Annotated in this window: 13 protein-coding genes; 1 reads left to right on the forward strand and 12 read right to left on the reverse strand. The window is 58.5% G+C overall.

Annotated features, from left to right (window positions below):
* Positions 1-66: 66 nt before the first annotated feature.
* The 3 genes from HSW_RS11175 to HSW_RS11185 form a co-directional block, all read right to left on the reverse strand.
* On the reverse strand, positions 67-696 hold the full coding sequence (locus HSW_RS11175; protein WP_044001989.1) for a hypothetical protein: 630 nt from the start codon (positions 694-696) through the stop codon (positions 67-69).
* A 198-nt stretch (positions 697-894) separates the two neighbouring features.
* The gene (locus tag HSW_RS11180; protein WP_044001990.1) at positions 895-1,335 is read right to left on the reverse strand and encodes a DUF2147 domain-containing protein; all 441 of its coding nucleotides are present in this window, start codon (positions 1,333-1,335) and stop codon (positions 895-897) included.
* A 682-nt stretch (positions 1,336-2,017) separates the two neighbouring features.
* A complete protein-coding gene (locus HSW_RS11185) occupies positions 2,018-2,569 on the reverse strand; it encodes a C40 family peptidase (protein WP_052346361.1) in 552 nt (183 codons plus the stop codon).
* Between the two features lie 189 nt (positions 2,570-2,758).
* On the opposite strand from HSW_RS11185, the gene HSW_RS11190 reads away from it, so the two are divergent.
* Complete coding sequence (locus tag HSW_RS11190; RefSeq protein ID WP_044001991.1) at positions 2,759-4,564, forward strand: M61 family metallopeptidase; 1,806 nt, start codon at positions 2,759-2,761, stop codon at positions 4,562-4,564.
* 96 nt (positions 4,565-4,660) lie between these two features.
* On the opposite strand, the gene HSW_RS11195 is transcribed toward HSW_RS11190, so the two are convergent.
* The 9 genes from HSW_RS11195 to HSW_RS11230 form a co-directional block, all read right to left on the reverse strand.
* Entirely contained in the window at positions 4,661-6,229 is a 1,569-nt protein-coding gene (locus tag HSW_RS11195) for a S8 family peptidase (protein WP_044001992.1), read from the reverse strand.
* Between the two features lie 237 nt (positions 6,230-6,466).
* The gene (locus HSW_RS11200) at positions 6,467-8,401 is read right to left on the reverse strand and encodes a KUP/HAK/KT family potassium transporter (RefSeq protein ID WP_044001993.1); all 1,935 of its coding nucleotides are present in this window, start codon (positions 8,399-8,401) and stop codon (positions 6,467-6,469) included.
* A gap of 129 nt (positions 8,402-8,530) precedes the next feature.
* Positions 8,531-9,118, reverse strand: coding sequence for a hypothetical protein (locus HSW_RS11205; protein ID WP_044001994.1), 588 nt, complete (start codon positions 9,116-9,118; stop codon positions 8,531-8,533).
* Between the two features lie 200 nt (positions 9,119-9,318).
* Positions 9,319-9,951 carry an FKBP-type peptidyl-prolyl cis-trans isomerase gene (locus HSW_RS11210; RefSeq protein WP_044001995.1) on the reverse strand — a complete coding sequence of 211 codons (633 nt, stop codon included), beginning with the start codon at positions 9,949-9,951 and terminating at the stop codon, positions 9,319-9,321.
* A gap of 266 nt (positions 9,952-10,217) precedes the next feature.
* Positions 10,218-10,355, reverse strand: a complete 138-nt coding sequence (locus HSW_RS24265; RefSeq protein WP_155832933.1) for a hypothetical protein — start codon at positions 10,353-10,355, stop codon at positions 10,218-10,220.
* A gap of 125 nt (positions 10,356-10,480) precedes the next feature.
* Positions 10,481-10,807 carry a carboxypeptidase-like regulatory domain-containing protein gene (locus HSW_RS11215; RefSeq protein ID WP_044001996.1) on the reverse strand — a complete coding sequence of 109 codons (327 nt, stop codon included), beginning with the start codon at positions 10,805-10,807 and terminating at the stop codon, positions 10,481-10,483.
* A 125-nt stretch (positions 10,808-10,932) separates the two neighbouring features.
* Positions 10,933-12,345 carry a trypsin-like serine peptidase gene (locus HSW_RS11220; RefSeq protein ID WP_044001997.1) on the reverse strand — a complete coding sequence of 471 codons (1,413 nt, stop codon included), beginning with the start codon at positions 12,343-12,345 and terminating at the stop codon, positions 10,933-10,935.
* A 357-nt stretch (positions 12,346-12,702) separates the two neighbouring features.
* On the reverse strand, positions 12,703-13,800 hold the full coding sequence (locus tag HSW_RS11225; RefSeq protein WP_052346362.1) for a bifunctional transcriptional activator/DNA repair enzyme AdaA: 1,098 nt from the start codon (positions 13,798-13,800) through the stop codon (positions 12,703-12,705).
* 175 nt (positions 13,801-13,975) lie between these two features.
* Complete coding sequence (locus HSW_RS11230) at positions 13,976-14,803, reverse strand: rhomboid family protein (RefSeq protein WP_044001998.1); 828 nt, start codon at positions 14,801-14,803, stop codon at positions 13,976-13,978.
* Positions 14,804-14,921 lie beyond the last annotated feature (118 nt).

Here is a 14,921-nt window from a genome sequence, read left to right on the forward strand (position 1 = left end):
AAGCACGAAAAAGCCTTCCGCTGTGGCAGCGGAAGGCTTTTTCGTGCTTAGCGGAGGGCTATATACTTAGCTCTTTTTGTACTTGCCAATCAGTTCCTCCACTTCCGGTGGGGCCGGCGGCAGATTGAACACAGCGTCAATCAACTCATCAAAGGACCCCGGCGCGGTGAAGATGTCATCGGTGAAGGGGTTGCTAAGCAGGCGCAGGAACCCGGGCTGCCCGTTGATGCCCACCAAATCCAGGGTTACATTGCCGAAGCGTTGATTGCAGCGGCCGGTATCGGTACAGTCATTGGGCTGAGGCTTCAGAAAATACTTCTGGGTGGTTTCCGCGTATTGCTCGTGCTGCACGGTGCGCTGGTCAGCAGCTCCTATATGGTAGCCCAGCGCCAGCACCCGGTCCCGGATGAAATCGAACAGGTGCTGGAAGTTACCGGGCCCGATGCTGGGGTCATACATAAATACTGCGCCCCGGCGGCTTTCCTCGCGGGCGAGCTGCACCCGGAAGCGCGCCCCCGGCAGGCCGGCTTTCTGGTAGTGGTACGCTTTGAAGTACGGCCCCATCCAGTTCAGATACACCTGCTGGGCCAGCCACTCCTGACGCACCCGTTCCTGCGCCGGACTGCGGTGCAGCGGCTGCCAGTCGGCCGAAGGAGGGGAGGAGCCGGGGAAAAGGCGTTTGAACAGGTTCAGCAAAATAGCACGGGTGATTTCAGAGGTAACATGCCCCCCTGCAAATGGTTTAAAAGGGAGGCGCCGGGCAGAGCCTGAAAAACCTTGCCAAACCAGCCGCCGTGCTCCTTGCCAGGCGGGCAAGTGCAAGCATATCAGAACGCAAAAGCGGCCTCTCCGGTCAGGAAGAGGCCGCTTTTTACTAGCGAAAAGAATTACGCTCTATTTTACGCGGGTCCAGGTCTGCGACTTGCCAATGAGCGAGAAGCCGATGTAGCCTTTCACTTCCATGGTGTTGGCATTCTCCATCTTCATGTAGCAGGAATACGTTTTGCCGCTTTCCGGGTCGTAGATCTTGCCATCATCCCACTTGTTGTCGCTGTCGTACTCAAAGCCCTGCATGAAGACCATGCCCAAGCGGGGACGGCTGCGCAGTTTGGGGTCGGGGTTGACGGTGTCGGTTTTGGGCTTACCGGTTTTTGGGTCGTTAGGCACCGTCAGACTTACAATTTTGCCGCAGAGCTTGTTGCCGCACTTGTAAATTTCGAAGGTAGCTTTCTTCTCCGAGTTAGTCCACACGCCCAGCGGCGAGAGAGATTGGGCCGAAGCCGCCCCAATCAGGCCCAGAAATAGGCCCAGGCACAGGAACAGAATTTTTTTCATGGTGGTGATGAAGTAAATGTGGGGTTTTCGGGGAAAAAGATAGAAGAAAAGTCGGGAAGAACGGTAATCTACCGGTTTGCTGCACTGCCCCACCAATGGCAACTTTGGGGCCAGCCTACAGATGAGGTAATAGACCAGAAGATTATTCAACGTAAAAGCGTTTGATGGTCAGATAGATGAGAAATATATGCGGTTGGGGAAGGAAAAAAAGCCTTTTTTATTTTGAACCATCCGGGGGGCTTTTAACTTTACCAACCGTAGCGAGTGCTACAGCCCCCGCCAAGCCGCCCTAAGGTATTGGGAAGCGCAGCAGGGGTTATGTCGGATCTAAAGAAAGGAGGTACAAAATGTCTAGTAGTCCCAAACAAATCCTGCCAAGCCTGTCGAATGTAGTCCGCCTCACCGCCGGACGCGCCTAACAACAGCTTTCGCGCGGAACTCGCTTTTAACTCAAGCTATTCCCGCATTCTGGCAAGGTCTTACACACGGATGGCGGAACTGTACCCCAGTTCAGTCGCTTGGTAAGATTTGAAGGATTAGATGCCCGGTTCGCCCAGCAGCCTCACAACGGAGGAACTGCATAGGCGGCCGGGCATCGTTGCGTTTATTAGATAGTGAAATTGTGAAGAGTGAAGTTGTAACTGGGCCGCTTTGTAAAATCAGGCTTTCACAACTTCACCACTCACAGCACCCGGCGCACTTGCATGAAGCGGCGCTCATAATCGGTGCCTTCCACCTGGCTGATTTTAACGCCGGATTCCCGGCGGGCCGAAGAGGAGTGTACGAAGCGAAGCGGCTGGCCGGGCTGGCTGAGTACAATACCCGCATGGCCAGGCGTAGTAGCAGTAGCAGCCGTTCCCGTGAATACCACAATGTCGCCGGGGCGGGCCTGCTCCCGCGCCACGGCCCGGCCGGTGCTGATGAGCAGGGCCGTGGAATGAGGTACCGGCACCCGGTAACGGGCAAATACGTAATTCACGAAGCCCGAGCAGTCGAAACCGGTTTCGGGTGTACTGCCAGCGTAGCAGTAATTGGTGCCCAACTGGCGCAAAGCAAAGGCCACCACGCTGTCGGCTTTGGGTGTTGTAGCATTGCTGAGCACGTAGGCAGTGGGCTGCACCGGAGCCGAAACAGGGCTTTGCGCAACCAACGCAGGTTGCCGCAGCCGCACCCAGGTTACGCGCCCCACCAGAACGGCTACCAGTAAGAGAAAAACCAACCAGACGTAACGCATACCCAAAGTGGAAAAGCTGAACGCTACCCTAACGGGACACTTACGGCCCGGGTTCCGGCGGATCGGGTCCAACCTGGCCCGGGGAATGGCAATTTTTGCGCAGGCTTTGCAGCTTTCCGTGGTTTTCCCCGTTCTTTGGCGACCCGGTTTCCGGGGCTAACGCTTCCCCACTCAATTCCTCTTTTCCTGATGCTCCTGATTCGTACCCGCCACCTCGCGGTAGCGGCCCTGGGCCTGCTGCTGGGCTCTGCCGGTTCGGCTATGGCCGCGCCTGTGCTGCGCTACACCCTCGCAATGCCCGCCCCGCAAACGCATTACTTTGAGGTGGAAATGAAGCTGGAGGGCTTCAACAAGGCGTACACCGATGTGAAGATGCCTGTGTGGGCTCCCGGTTCCTACTTAGTGCGCGAGTTTGCCAAAAATGTGGAAGGCTTTGCGGCCACGGCTGGCGGAAATTCCCTGCGTACCGAAAAGGTTTCGAAGAATACCTGGCGGGTATATCACCCAAAAGCCAAGGATTTTACGGTCCGCTATCGGGTGTACGCCTTCGAACTGAGCGTGCGTACCAGCTTCATTGATGCAGCCCACGGCTACGTAAATGGCACTAGCGTGTTCATGTACCCCGCCGATGGCAAAGAGTTGGCCAGCACCCTGGAAGTGAAACCGGCCCAGGGCTGGAGCCAGGTGAGCACCAGCCTCAAACCAGCCGGCGGCACGTTCACCTTCCGCTCCGGCAACTACGACGAACTGGCCGACTCACCCATTGAAATCGGTAATCAGAAGCTCTATACCTTCACCGCCAACGGCACGCCGCACACGGTAGCCATGTTCGGCGACCCGAAAGTGGACGAGGCCCGCCTCACCCGCGACATGCAGCGCGTGTGTGAAGAGGCGCACCAGGTGGTGGGCCAGAATCCGCTGGACCGCTACGTGTTTATCGTGCACAACATTGACCGGGGTACGGGCGGGCTGGAGCACCTGTTTTCTACCACGCTGTCGGTGTCGCGCAACGCCTATTCCTCGGAAGCGGGCTGGAAAGGCTTTTTGGGCCTCGTGGCGCACGAGTATTTCCACCTCTGGAACGTGAAGCGCATTCGGCCGGTGGCACTGGGGCCGTTTGATTACGACAACGAGAACTACACCCGCATGCTGTGGGTGAGCGAAGGCGGCACCGAGTATTTCTCAAACCTGATTGTGCAGCGCGCCGGCTTCCTGACGCCTGAGCAGTACCTGGGCGACCTGAGCAACGGCATCAACCGGGTGGAGAATACGCCCGGCAATAAGCAGCAGTCGGCCGCTGAGTCCAGCTTTGATGCCTGGATCAAATACTACCGCCCCAACGAAAACTCCTCAAATACGGGCATCAGCTACTACGATAAAGGCGAAGTGATTGGTGCGGTGCTGGACCTGATGATCATTCAGGAAACCAAGGGCCAGAAGCATCTTGACGACGTGATGCGCTACCTCTACGACCAGTATTACAAGAAGCAGGGCCGGGGCTTTACCGATGAAGAGTACCAGGATGCCGTGGCCAAAGTAGCCGGCCGCCGCTTCGATGATTTCTTCCGCCGCCATGTATACGGCACCGAAACACTGCCTTACGAGCAGGCCCTGGGCTACGCCGGCCTCAAGCTGACCACTACGCCCGCCGCCGCTACCGACGTGGCGTTGGGAGCTACTATCAGCCCCGCCGGCGGGCGCCAAACGGTGAGCAGCGTGGTGCGCGACGGTAGCGCCTGGCAGGGTGGTCTGAGCGTGGGCGACGAAGTTCTGAGCCTGGATGGAGCCCGGGTAACTGACGACCTGAACAAGCTGGTGACTGGCCGTGCCGTGGGCTCGGAAGTGAAGCTGCTGGTTACCCGCGAAGGGCAAATTCGGGAAGTGACGTTCCCGCTGCTGGCCTCCGCCGTGCGCCGCTACCGCATTGAGCAAGCCCCGAATCCTACGGCAGAACAACAGGCTGTATTGGCGAAGTGGCTGCCGGTGAAAAAGTAGATAGTAAGAAGGTGAGACATGAGAAGTGAGACTTCTGTTCAATGGCCCAAACGCCAGAACGGAAGTCTCACTTCTCATGTCTCACCTTCTCAGGTCTTAATTCAGCGGTACGCCCACGGCCGTTGCCAGATTTACGCGGCCCCAGCCGAAACTGCTGCTGCGGGCCGTGCGGTTGGAGCTGGCGGCAATCAGGCGGCTCATGATCTGAGCACGGGTTTCGGTGGGGTACCGGGACCACACCACGGCAGCCATTCCTGCCATGCTGGCCGTGGCTACCGAGGAGCCGCCCACGGTGCTGGGTGCGTCGCCGCTCATAGCCAGGGTGAGGGGCCGCCGGTCGTTGCTGCTACGCTGCATGACCACTGTAAACTCCACATCGGACCCAACGTGGCACTCGTCGCAGCGGGTGGTGAGGTTGTCCTTCACACCCGTTACGGCCACCGCTTCGGGCAAAGAAGCGGGGTAGATAACACCCACCACGCCCGCCGACCAATCGAAGGACGTACCAGCGGCGCACAGGATCAGTTTGCCTTTACCGTAGGCATAGCGAATAGCATCCGTCATCTGGGAGGAAGAGGTCAGCCGGCCCATGCTCATGCTGATAACGCGCACATCGGCGCGGTTTCCAGCCAGCAGGTACGCATCCGTGACGCCCTGTACCTCGCGGCTGGCATCCAGAAATACGTCCTCAGCGGCCCGCACCGTAATCAGGCTGGCATTGTAGGCAATGCCCACCGAAGCCCCGTCGGTGCCGCGCGGGGCGGCACAGGCTCCGGCCATGCTGGTGCCGTGACCACAGCCGTCGTTGGGGGTTTCGTAGTCGCCATACGGAATGCCGAAGATTGTATTGCGCGGCAGCGTGACGAGGCGTTCCACGGTGCGGCCCGTACTCAGGCCCTGGTTGAAGGCGGAGCCCAAATTCTCCTGCGTGTCCGAGGAACCGGTGTCGATAATCAGGACCTTGCTGCCTCGGCCGGTGCTCTGGCTCCAGGCCGCCCGGATGCCGTGGTACACATCCTGCTGGTTCCACGACGATTTGCTGCCGTTGCTAATCACCGTGTAGTCGGAACCGGCTACCAGTCCGACGGTGGCCGTGTTGCTGCCGCAGCCGCTGCTACTGAGCGTAGCGACCGGCCGGTTAGCCGGCTGCCGGTTAGGCTCGTAGCCCATCGGCTCGGCGTAGCGCACCAGTACTGAGGCTCGTAGGGCTTTGATGGTATTCAGTTCCCGAACCGTCACGGTGAGTACTGGCAGCGCATTGGCCTCGAAAACCGAAAGCTTTTCCAGCGTCATTTCAGGGTTGGTTTTCTGCTCTTCGGCCAGAATGAGGGCCAGCACCTGGGCGCGGGCCTGCTGCCACTCGGGGCTTTGCCGGGCATCTTCGGGCAGCGCGGCACCGCCCTGTAAACCGGCCGGCTGGTAGCCCACCGACAGAACGTGGTCGGATTGCTCCAGCGCACTCCATACCGTGTGGGCCGAGGCCTTGTTCCAGTCATACTGGGTGCTCTGCTTCAGCGTGCTCAGAATCTGCTCGTCGAGCTGCTGAATACTGAGGGCAGTGGTGGGGTCGGGTTGGGGCGTGGGCAGTTGCTCCGTAGTTTCCTGACTACAGGAAGCCAACGCCAGGGCCAGCAACGCGGCCGGCGCGAGGGTAAGGGTACGCATAGAATGGTGGGTTTTGGTTGGGAAAAGAACGATTGAATAAAGGAAGTAGAATATGGGATAAGTACAACGTGTAGAATTATGTTCGGCTTGCCGAATACTTACTACCCTACGAGTTAGGCATATTACCGCCCCAGCAAATTATTCGCCTGACTCAACGCAAACGGCCCCGCTGCCAAGTAGGTAGCGGGGCCGTTTGCGTTGCCCTGAATCGGGGCCTAATAGTAGGCAGAATCTGCGTTATCGAACCCGTTTGAGGGCTACGTCGCGCACGGGAGTGATGACCAGCGGCACCTTCTCTACTTTCACCGAACTGGTATCCAGTCCGAAGTATTTGTCCTCGGAGGCAATGAACTGCTTGATGTAGAAATACGCCTGCATCACCAGTTTCTCCACCATGGGGAATTCGTTTTCGACGGACAGGAATTTCTCCAGCACCACAAAGCGGAAGTCGCCGGTGACGTGCTGCTTGCTCAGGGATTCGTAGCGGGAGGTAATGTCCACTTCCTTGTTCCGCACCAAGTCTTCCACCACTTTGCGGAAGTACAGGTTGATGCGCTGCTCCACCCGGAAACCCAGCCGGAAGGTGATGCGGAACACGTCGTCCTGGGCCAGCTCGGTTACTTTGTACTCCATTGTGTAGGGCTCATCGGTGGTATCCACGTGTACAAACCAGTAGATATCAGCGCGCTTGGGCCGCTTCTGAAAGATGGAATAGATAATCTTCGACTCGATTTCCGACTGCCGCTCCGCCGACGACATAAACACGAGGTGCGTTGCGTATTTCGATACCGATTCGTCGTTGCTCAGCTCCTTCAGGGCGTCGATATATGGGTCAATCTTAACGAACTCGGTGAGGCGGCGCTTGATGTAGAAGGCCCGCAGCCACACATACATTACGCCCATCAGGGTTACGCCAATGGCTAGGGAAACCCAGCCGCCGTGCGGAAACTTAATTAGGTTGGCAATCAGAAAGGAGCCTTCAATAGCTCCGTACACCAGCGCAAACAGCACAATGGCCGCCAGCGGCACCCGCTTGGAGCGTAGCCATGTAATGAGCAGAATGGTCGTCATCAGCATAGTCAGCGTGATGGCCAGGCCGTAGGCTGCTTCCATGTTCTCTGATTTGCGGAAATACAGCACCACGGCAATGCAGCCCAGCAGCAGCAGCCGGTTCATGCTGGGCACATACAGCTGGCCCTTCACGTCGGTGGGGTAGTTCAGCTTCACCTTGGGCCACATGTTCAGGCGAATGGCCTCGGCTACCAGCGTAAACGAGCCGGTGATGAGGGCCTGAGACGCAATGATGGCTGCAATGGTGGCAATACCGATGCCGATAAGCAGGAACCACTCCGGCATCAGCTCATAGAACGGGTTACGCTTGTTGAGCATCTCTCCCTGGTGGGCCAGCAGCCAGCCCCCCTGGCCCAGATAATTGAGGACCAAGCACGACTTAACAAATACCCAGCTAATGCGGATGTTACCCTTGCCGCAGTGGCCCAGGTCGGAGTACAGAGCCTCGGCCCCGGTGGTGCACAGGAACACCGCGCCCAGCAGCCAGAAACCGCCCGGGTAGTTCACCAGCAAATCGTAGGCGTAGTAGGGGTTCAGGGCCTTCAGGATTTCCGGATTCTGCACAATGCCCAGCACACCCAGCACCGCCAGCATGGAAAACCACACGAACATGATCGGGCCGAAGGCCTTGCCTACAATTTGAGTACCAAAGCTTTGCAGTAGAAATAGTCCTGCAATAATGCCGATGACAATAGGCACCGTAGGGATATTCGGGTACACGGCTTCCAGCCCTTCAATGGCAGAGGAAACTGAAATGGGCGGCGTAATCACGCCGTCGGCCAGCAGGGCCGAGCCGCCAATAATGGCAATAGCCGAGAGCCAAGCCCCACGCCGCCGCACTAGGGCATAGAGCGAGAAAATGCCGCCTTCCCCGTTGTTATCTGCGTTGAGGGTGAGCATCACATACTTGATGGTCGTCTGGAGCGTGAGGGTCCAGAAAACGCAGGAAATCCCTCCGTAGACAAGCATGGGGTTGATCTGCTCCGGGACAATGGCCTTCATTACGTACAGCGGCGAGGTGCCGATGTCGCCATAGATAATGCCGAGGGCAATGAGCAAGCCAGCCGTCGAAATGGCGGTATGCGGGTGTTTGGCGTCCATGTGAGGAGTACTGGTGAGAGAATAGCCGGTTTTTTAACGAGCGGGGCCAAAGGTAGCAGTTGCGCCGGAATGCCACCGCTACGGCGCGCTTACGCAAGTAGCCCGAAAAAGTAACAGCACCTAAGTGAGTTAAAAGCCGCTGATCTGGTGCTGAGACGGCCAGTTGGTGGGCTCAGCGGCCTGCAGCCAGTAAGCCGCCGTGGCAGCGGCTTCATCGTGGCGCTGCCGGATGCGGCGGTTGGCTTCCTGCGCCAGCTGCTGCCAGCTCCGTGCCGGCCCCGAGAAGGCAAAGTGTCGCGGCTCCTGACCCGGCCGGTGCAGCCGCCAGCGGTTGGTACCCCGGGCCCCCCAGGCCAGCAGCGCAATACCCAGGCTCATGCCCAAGGCTGCCGGTACCGTCCGGAGCCAGAACTGCAGAAAGCCCAGCATGAAGATGCAGAGCGTAAAGGCCCCCAGCATCACACCCAGCAGCCAGCGTACCGGCCGCACGTCCACGCCCTCCAGCTCGCGCCAGCCAAACAGCTCCCCGTTCAGCTCCAAGCCGTCGTTGGTCAGCTCCACGCGGCCGTCCTCACTCCGCAGAATGGTAAACTGTTCTGGTGGGGGTGGGGGCAACGGCTGAAAGCGGGGTTCCGGTGGGAGCGGGGCCAGCTGGTCGGCCGTTTCCTCCGGTTGATTAGGCGTCGCTTCTGGTTCTGGCAAGGTGGAGTGGGACATAGGTGAAAAAGCCCCGCTGGCCGTAGTGGTTCGTACCCATTGAGGCGGGACGAGGCGCACGGACGGCAGCGGGGCTTTCATTAGGATGATGAGATGGGGCAGAGAAGAAGGCGGTAGCTAACAAAGCAGAAGTGAACAGTACTCAGAAGTTTATTCCTGCCTGTCACACTCCGGCTTTGTCAAGGTAGCACCTCTGGCTGCTACTTGTTCACCTTCAGCAGCTCTACATCAAAGATGAGCGCCGTATCGGGCCCAATGTCACGGCCGGCACCACGCTTGCCGTAGGCCAGGTCGGAGGGAATATACAGGCGCCATTTCGAGCCTTCGGGCATCAGTTGCAGGGCCTCTGTCCAGCCCGCAATAACCTGGTTTACGCCAAACGTAGCCGGCTGGCCCCGCTGGTACGACGAATCGAAAACGGTGCCGTTGATGAGCGTCCCGTGATAGTGGGTGGTTACCGAGGAGGTCGGGCCGGCCTTGGGGCCGGTACCTTCGGTCAGTACTTCGTACTGCAGGCCGCTGGGCAGGGTGGTTACGCCGGCTTTGCTGGAGTTTTCCTGCAGGAAGGCTTCGCCTTCCGCTTTGTTGTTGCTCATAGTAGTGGGGTCTTGGGTGTCATCTTGGTCTTCGCCGCCGCCCAGCTGTTCCTGCAGCTGCTGCATGGCACTCTGCATTTGCTCGGGCGTAAGCCGGGTTGGCTCGCCGGTAAGGGCCTCCTTCATGCTCTGGGCAAATATGTCAATGTCCAGGTCGAGGCCCTGCTGGGCAAAGTTGCGGGCCATGTCGCGGCCGATGATGTAGCTGATTTGCTCTTTCAAGCCGGTCAGGTTCATAAATCACTGATTTTCGATGCGTTGCCTGCTAAAAGCGGACGTTTCTTGCAAAACGCAGCAGGCGCGGCAACAGGTGAGAGGAAAGGAGCCAGCCGCCCACAGTAGGCGACCGGATCTGTGAAGTACCGAAAACCGGCGCGAATGGATATGGTTTTTTTCGCTCCCCGCAGGTAATGCCCTGATTTTGAACCCCGGTTTGTATTCTGCTAAACGCACCAAACCCCGCCGAAGGGGCGGGGTTTGGGCAAAACCAGGAAACAGGCTGCTTAGCAGAAATGCAGCTCTTCCTCGTCGCGGAGGTCAAAAAACAGGTTCAGGTCGCGGACCTGAGCAGCCAGGAAACTCAAGGACCCTAATCCGCCCAGAACCAGCAGTGAAGAAACGGCAGCAGTGCTCTTTTTCATGAAACTATGTGTATGTGAATGCAGGTCAGTTTGTTGGCTGCAAAGATACTACGCTTTGGGTAGGAAATTGTTATGCAAGCATCATTTATTTACCGCCCGTCTGAGGAAAGCCGCCAAAGCGAAGGTTACTCCGCGCGTTGCGTGTCCTCGTCCTCGAAATAGCTTTCTTCGTCCATCAGGTAGTTCTCTTCAGCTGCTGGCGGGTTACCCAGCCAGATTTCCACGAAGGGCGGCTGACTCGCCCGTACCTGCACCGGAATTTCGTCGCTTTCCAGCCGGCCGTAGGCTTTGAGAACATAGTGACCGGGGCGCAGATTATCAAAGCCGAACCTGCCCCGGGCATCAGTAATGGCGACGATATCGGGGTGCGGCGGGCCGGATACGATGATCATGTTCACGTCCTCCAGGGGCGCGTCGGTGGTATCCCGAACGATACCCGTTATGTTTCCCATAGTAGTAGGATGAGTAGGTGCGTTACAACCCAACAGCAGCAAGACAAGCCCCGGCACCAGGCCGGAGAAAGGAGGGCCAGCGGCATCCCAATGGCCCTGACCCTCCTGTATAGCCGTGCCTGTTGTCAGGCGGCCCCACCTTCCAGCCGCCACTTCTTCAGGTTATCGAAGACGGGTTTGGTGATGCGCGTGGCGGAGTTGCCCGACGATGCCCCGTTGGTATGGATGCCCACCACAATGCGGCTGCCCATTGCGTCCTTGAACCACACGGGCGAGCCGCTCTGGCCGCCGGCCGTATCAATATCGTAAGTGATGGTGCGGGCAGTGACGCTTTTGGCTTTGCGGCCGTTGAACCACATGGTGCCGGCCGGCTTGTCGCCGGGGTAACCGGCCGTGTTCAGGCGTTTATCAAGCAGGAACTGATCCGGGAACTGCCCGAAGCCGAAGGAGCCGATACTGGGTGAAACACTGGCATTTCTGGGCAGCTGAATGACGCCGTAATCGTAGTTCCGGGATTTGTTCGTTACCCAGCCCTGCACCGAGCGGAAGGCCGTGGCCGTAAACTTCTGGAAGGGCTCCGACTCAGCGTTGCGGCCGGGTGTTACCACAATCTGGCGGGGCCAGCCGCCGTGGCCGTGAATGTACACGCAGTGACCCGCCGTGAGAATAGTGCGCGGCCCGATAAAGAAGCCCGTACCAAGATAGGATTTGCCATCAGCGGCCATGATTTTGAGGTGGCAGATCCGCTTCCAGGGTATCACCGTCGTGTTATTCACCCGCGCCCGGTCATCTACCCCGATTACGACTTCCAGGGCTTCAATCTGCTGAGCCAGTGCTTCTACATCCGTTTCATTCATGCCGGTGGCTTCGTCGGAGCCGGCTTCGCTGTCGGTGGCTTCGCTGAACTCCAGCTGCTTGATGATGGCGGGGTTGACGCCGGCCTGCTTGAGCATTTGCAGAACGGCGGGGCTGAGCTTCTTGGCTTTAGGCTTCACAATGCCCTGCACTAGCTTGGTGCCCTGCTTAACGGCGGCTCCGGCCAGAGACGGTAGTACTGCCTTAGCCAGCGGAACTATCAGGGCGGCGAGGGCCCCAAAGAATTCCTGTCCACCCTCGGAGGCTTCCATATCGGCCAGGGAAGCTTCCACCACCGGTTCGGCCTCGGGGTCGGACTCCGTGGGCTGGTTTTCCTCCCAGCCTTCCACACTCTCGTAAAACGATTCGGGAGCAGCCCCATCGGCCTCCGCCGATTCATCGGACATACTGCCTTCGTTGTTGGTTGTGTTCAGGCGGTTCAGGGGGCTGCTCATTGAGCGGTGACCTTCCGTGAGGAGTGGCTCGTTGCCGGTGGCTTCCGTACCGAAGCCCTCGAATTCCTGACTCTCATTCGAGCCGGCCACTTCGTTAATGACTTCCTCCATCGTGCCGGCCTCGTTGCCGGTTTGGCTGGTGGGAGTGCCCATTGGGCCGTAGCCGGTGGGCGGGAGGTCATAATCGTACTGCCCGTTGCGCTGGGTTACTCTGAACTTTGTTTCCATAGTGGTAATAGGTTGTGATGGGTGAAAGAATAGTCCAATTTACCCAGGATACCGGCTGACTTCAATAGCATAAATATGTGACAGGTAAGCGTTTATATTGACTGTGGATCTGTGTCAGAAGGCCTTTGGAACGGATAGTGCCCGGTACTTGCGACCATAAAAAAAGCTCTGCCACGGGGGCAGAGCCTAGTAAAACATAAGTCCGAAACGTTTAGCAGTAGTAGCAGGCGTCGTTGTCGTCATCCTCGCGCAGGCTGAACCGGAGGCTCAAGCCCCACACCTGGCGTAGCAGATAGCCCTGTATACCAACAGTGCCGCTTAGCAGCGAAAGGGACTTCGCTGCTAAGAATAGGCTTTTCAGGCAATGGGCCCGACTTCCGGCGAAGTGCCGCTTTCCAGCTCCAGCAGGGCCTTCTTGCGCCAGAGTCCGCCGGCATAGCCAGTCAGCTGCCCATCGGCCCCCAGCACCCGGTGGCAGGGAATAAGAATGGCAACGCGGTTCATGCCATTGGCCGAGGCCACGGCCCGTACGGCTGCCGGCCGGCCCAGGGCCGCGGCCTGCTGCCCATAGGAGCGGGTGGCAGCGTACGGAATCCGGCGCAGCTCCTGCCACACCAGCTGCTGAAACGCCGTGCCCGGCGTAACCAGCGGTATCGAAAACTCCCGTCGGTGGCCGGCAAAATACTCCGCCAGTTGGGTGCGGAGCAGGGTAAATAGCGGGTTGTCGCTCTGCACGATGGTTGCGTTGAGCCGGCGCGCCAGATCCTTCAGCTCGGTTTCCAGGCCGCGCCGGTCAGTGAATTCGAGCAGGCAGAGGCCCGTTTCGGTGGCGCAGGCCAGCATGGTGCCCAGCGGCGTTTCGAGGCGGGTGAGGTTGATGACCTGCTGCGCCCGGCTGCGGGTGGGCGCCACGCCGAAAACGGTTTTAAACGACTCCTGGAACCCGCTCAACGACTCGTAGCCGCTGTCAAACGCCGCCGCTGTTACTGATTCGCCCTGCTGCAGCTTCTGGAAAGCCAAGTTAAGGCGGTTGAGCCGCTGGAAGGAATGAAACGTAATGCCGTGCTGGCGCAGAAACCACCGCCGCACGGTAACCGGCTCCAGCCCTTTCTGGCGCAGTTGGTAATCGGTGATTTTGGTGGCGGGCTGGTGCATGAGCTCCTGCAGCAACTGCCGGATGAAGTCGGGCGTGGCATCCCGGGCAATAAGCGGCCGGCACACTTTACAGGGCCGGTAGCCATGAAGCAGCGCCTCTTTGGTAGTGGCGAAAAACTCCACGTTTTCGGGCTTGGGCTTACGCGCCGAACAGGTGGGGCGGCAGAAGATGCCGGTGGTTTTCACCGCCGCAATAAACCGGCCTTCGTAGGAGGCATCTTTGGCTACCAGCGCCTGGTAGCACTCGGCAGTGGTGGGTTCGGGGAAGGGCAGCAGAAGCGCGCGGGCAGAGGCAGTCATACGGCTAGGAAGAAGTACACTGGCAAAGCACGGGGCATTTATCCCGGGCTGCAACCGAAAAACGGACAGGCATTTTTAGGTCTACTGCTGGCGCTGGCTCAAACGGCCGGGCCGCAAGGCGCGGGTGTTTGCTGTGCTGGTTAAAATGTTCCGGCCGGTTTACTGCGTGAACAGGCTACCGGGAAAGCTCTTCCAGTTGTTGCTTCTCACGCCTGTTAAGGCCTTCCAGGCCTTTATGGCTGATTTTTTCCAGTAACTCATCCAGTACTGCAGCGTCCTCGCGCTTGCGGGCGTGGTACCGGTCATCAACGGTTTGATAATGCGGGCCGGAGGCAAACAGATTCCCCAGCAGGCGGCCGGTGGGGCGGCGTATCAGCAGGTACAAAGATGCCGCTGCGGGCAGCACAATAGCCAAAATAGTCAGGTAATTCAGCCGCAGAATATCCGGCACTACCCCCACGGCTGTAACGAGGCCGACCAGACCGCCGCCCAGATGCGCATCATGACCAATAGTGTCGCGGCGTACCGTAATACCATAAGCCGAGAGCAACACGTACAAAAAGCCGTAAAGCCAACCCGGCAGGTAAATGCCCAGCATGCCTACCTCAATGCCCGGAAACAGTGCGATACTGGCGAAAATAAGGCCGCTAATAGCTCCTGAGGCACCTACGGCGGTGTAACGGGGCTCGTGCCGGTGCAGCCACAAGGAAAACAGGTTGCCGCCTACCAGGCTCACAAAATAGAGCAGCAGGAAATTCTGCATTCCCACCACTGTCTCCAGTGCCCCGCCAAAGCACCAGAGCGTAAGTACGTTGAACCCCAGATGCCACCAGCCAACGTGCAGGAACCCTGATGACAGTAGCCGCAGGTACTGCCGCCGGTGGCGGATAGCGCCCACTTCAAACGCGTACCGAACGAAATAGGCAGGGTCCTGCATGCCCCGATACGAAACCAACACCATCACGAATACCAACCCCAGGCCCACAATGCCCAAGTCATCCATAAAAACATTCCTAAGCTATAAACTGAACAGGCCGAAATAGCGCCTTCGGGCAATTTACAGCGGGAGCGGCCGGATTTCCTAAGGTGGTTGGGTACTGAATTAGCTACACCTAATCGGT

The sequence above is a fragment of the Hymenobacter swuensis DY53 genome (assembly GCF_000576555.1).
Lineage (GTDB): Bacteria > Bacteroidota > Bacteroidia > Cytophagales > Hymenobacteraceae > Hymenobacter > Hymenobacter swuensis.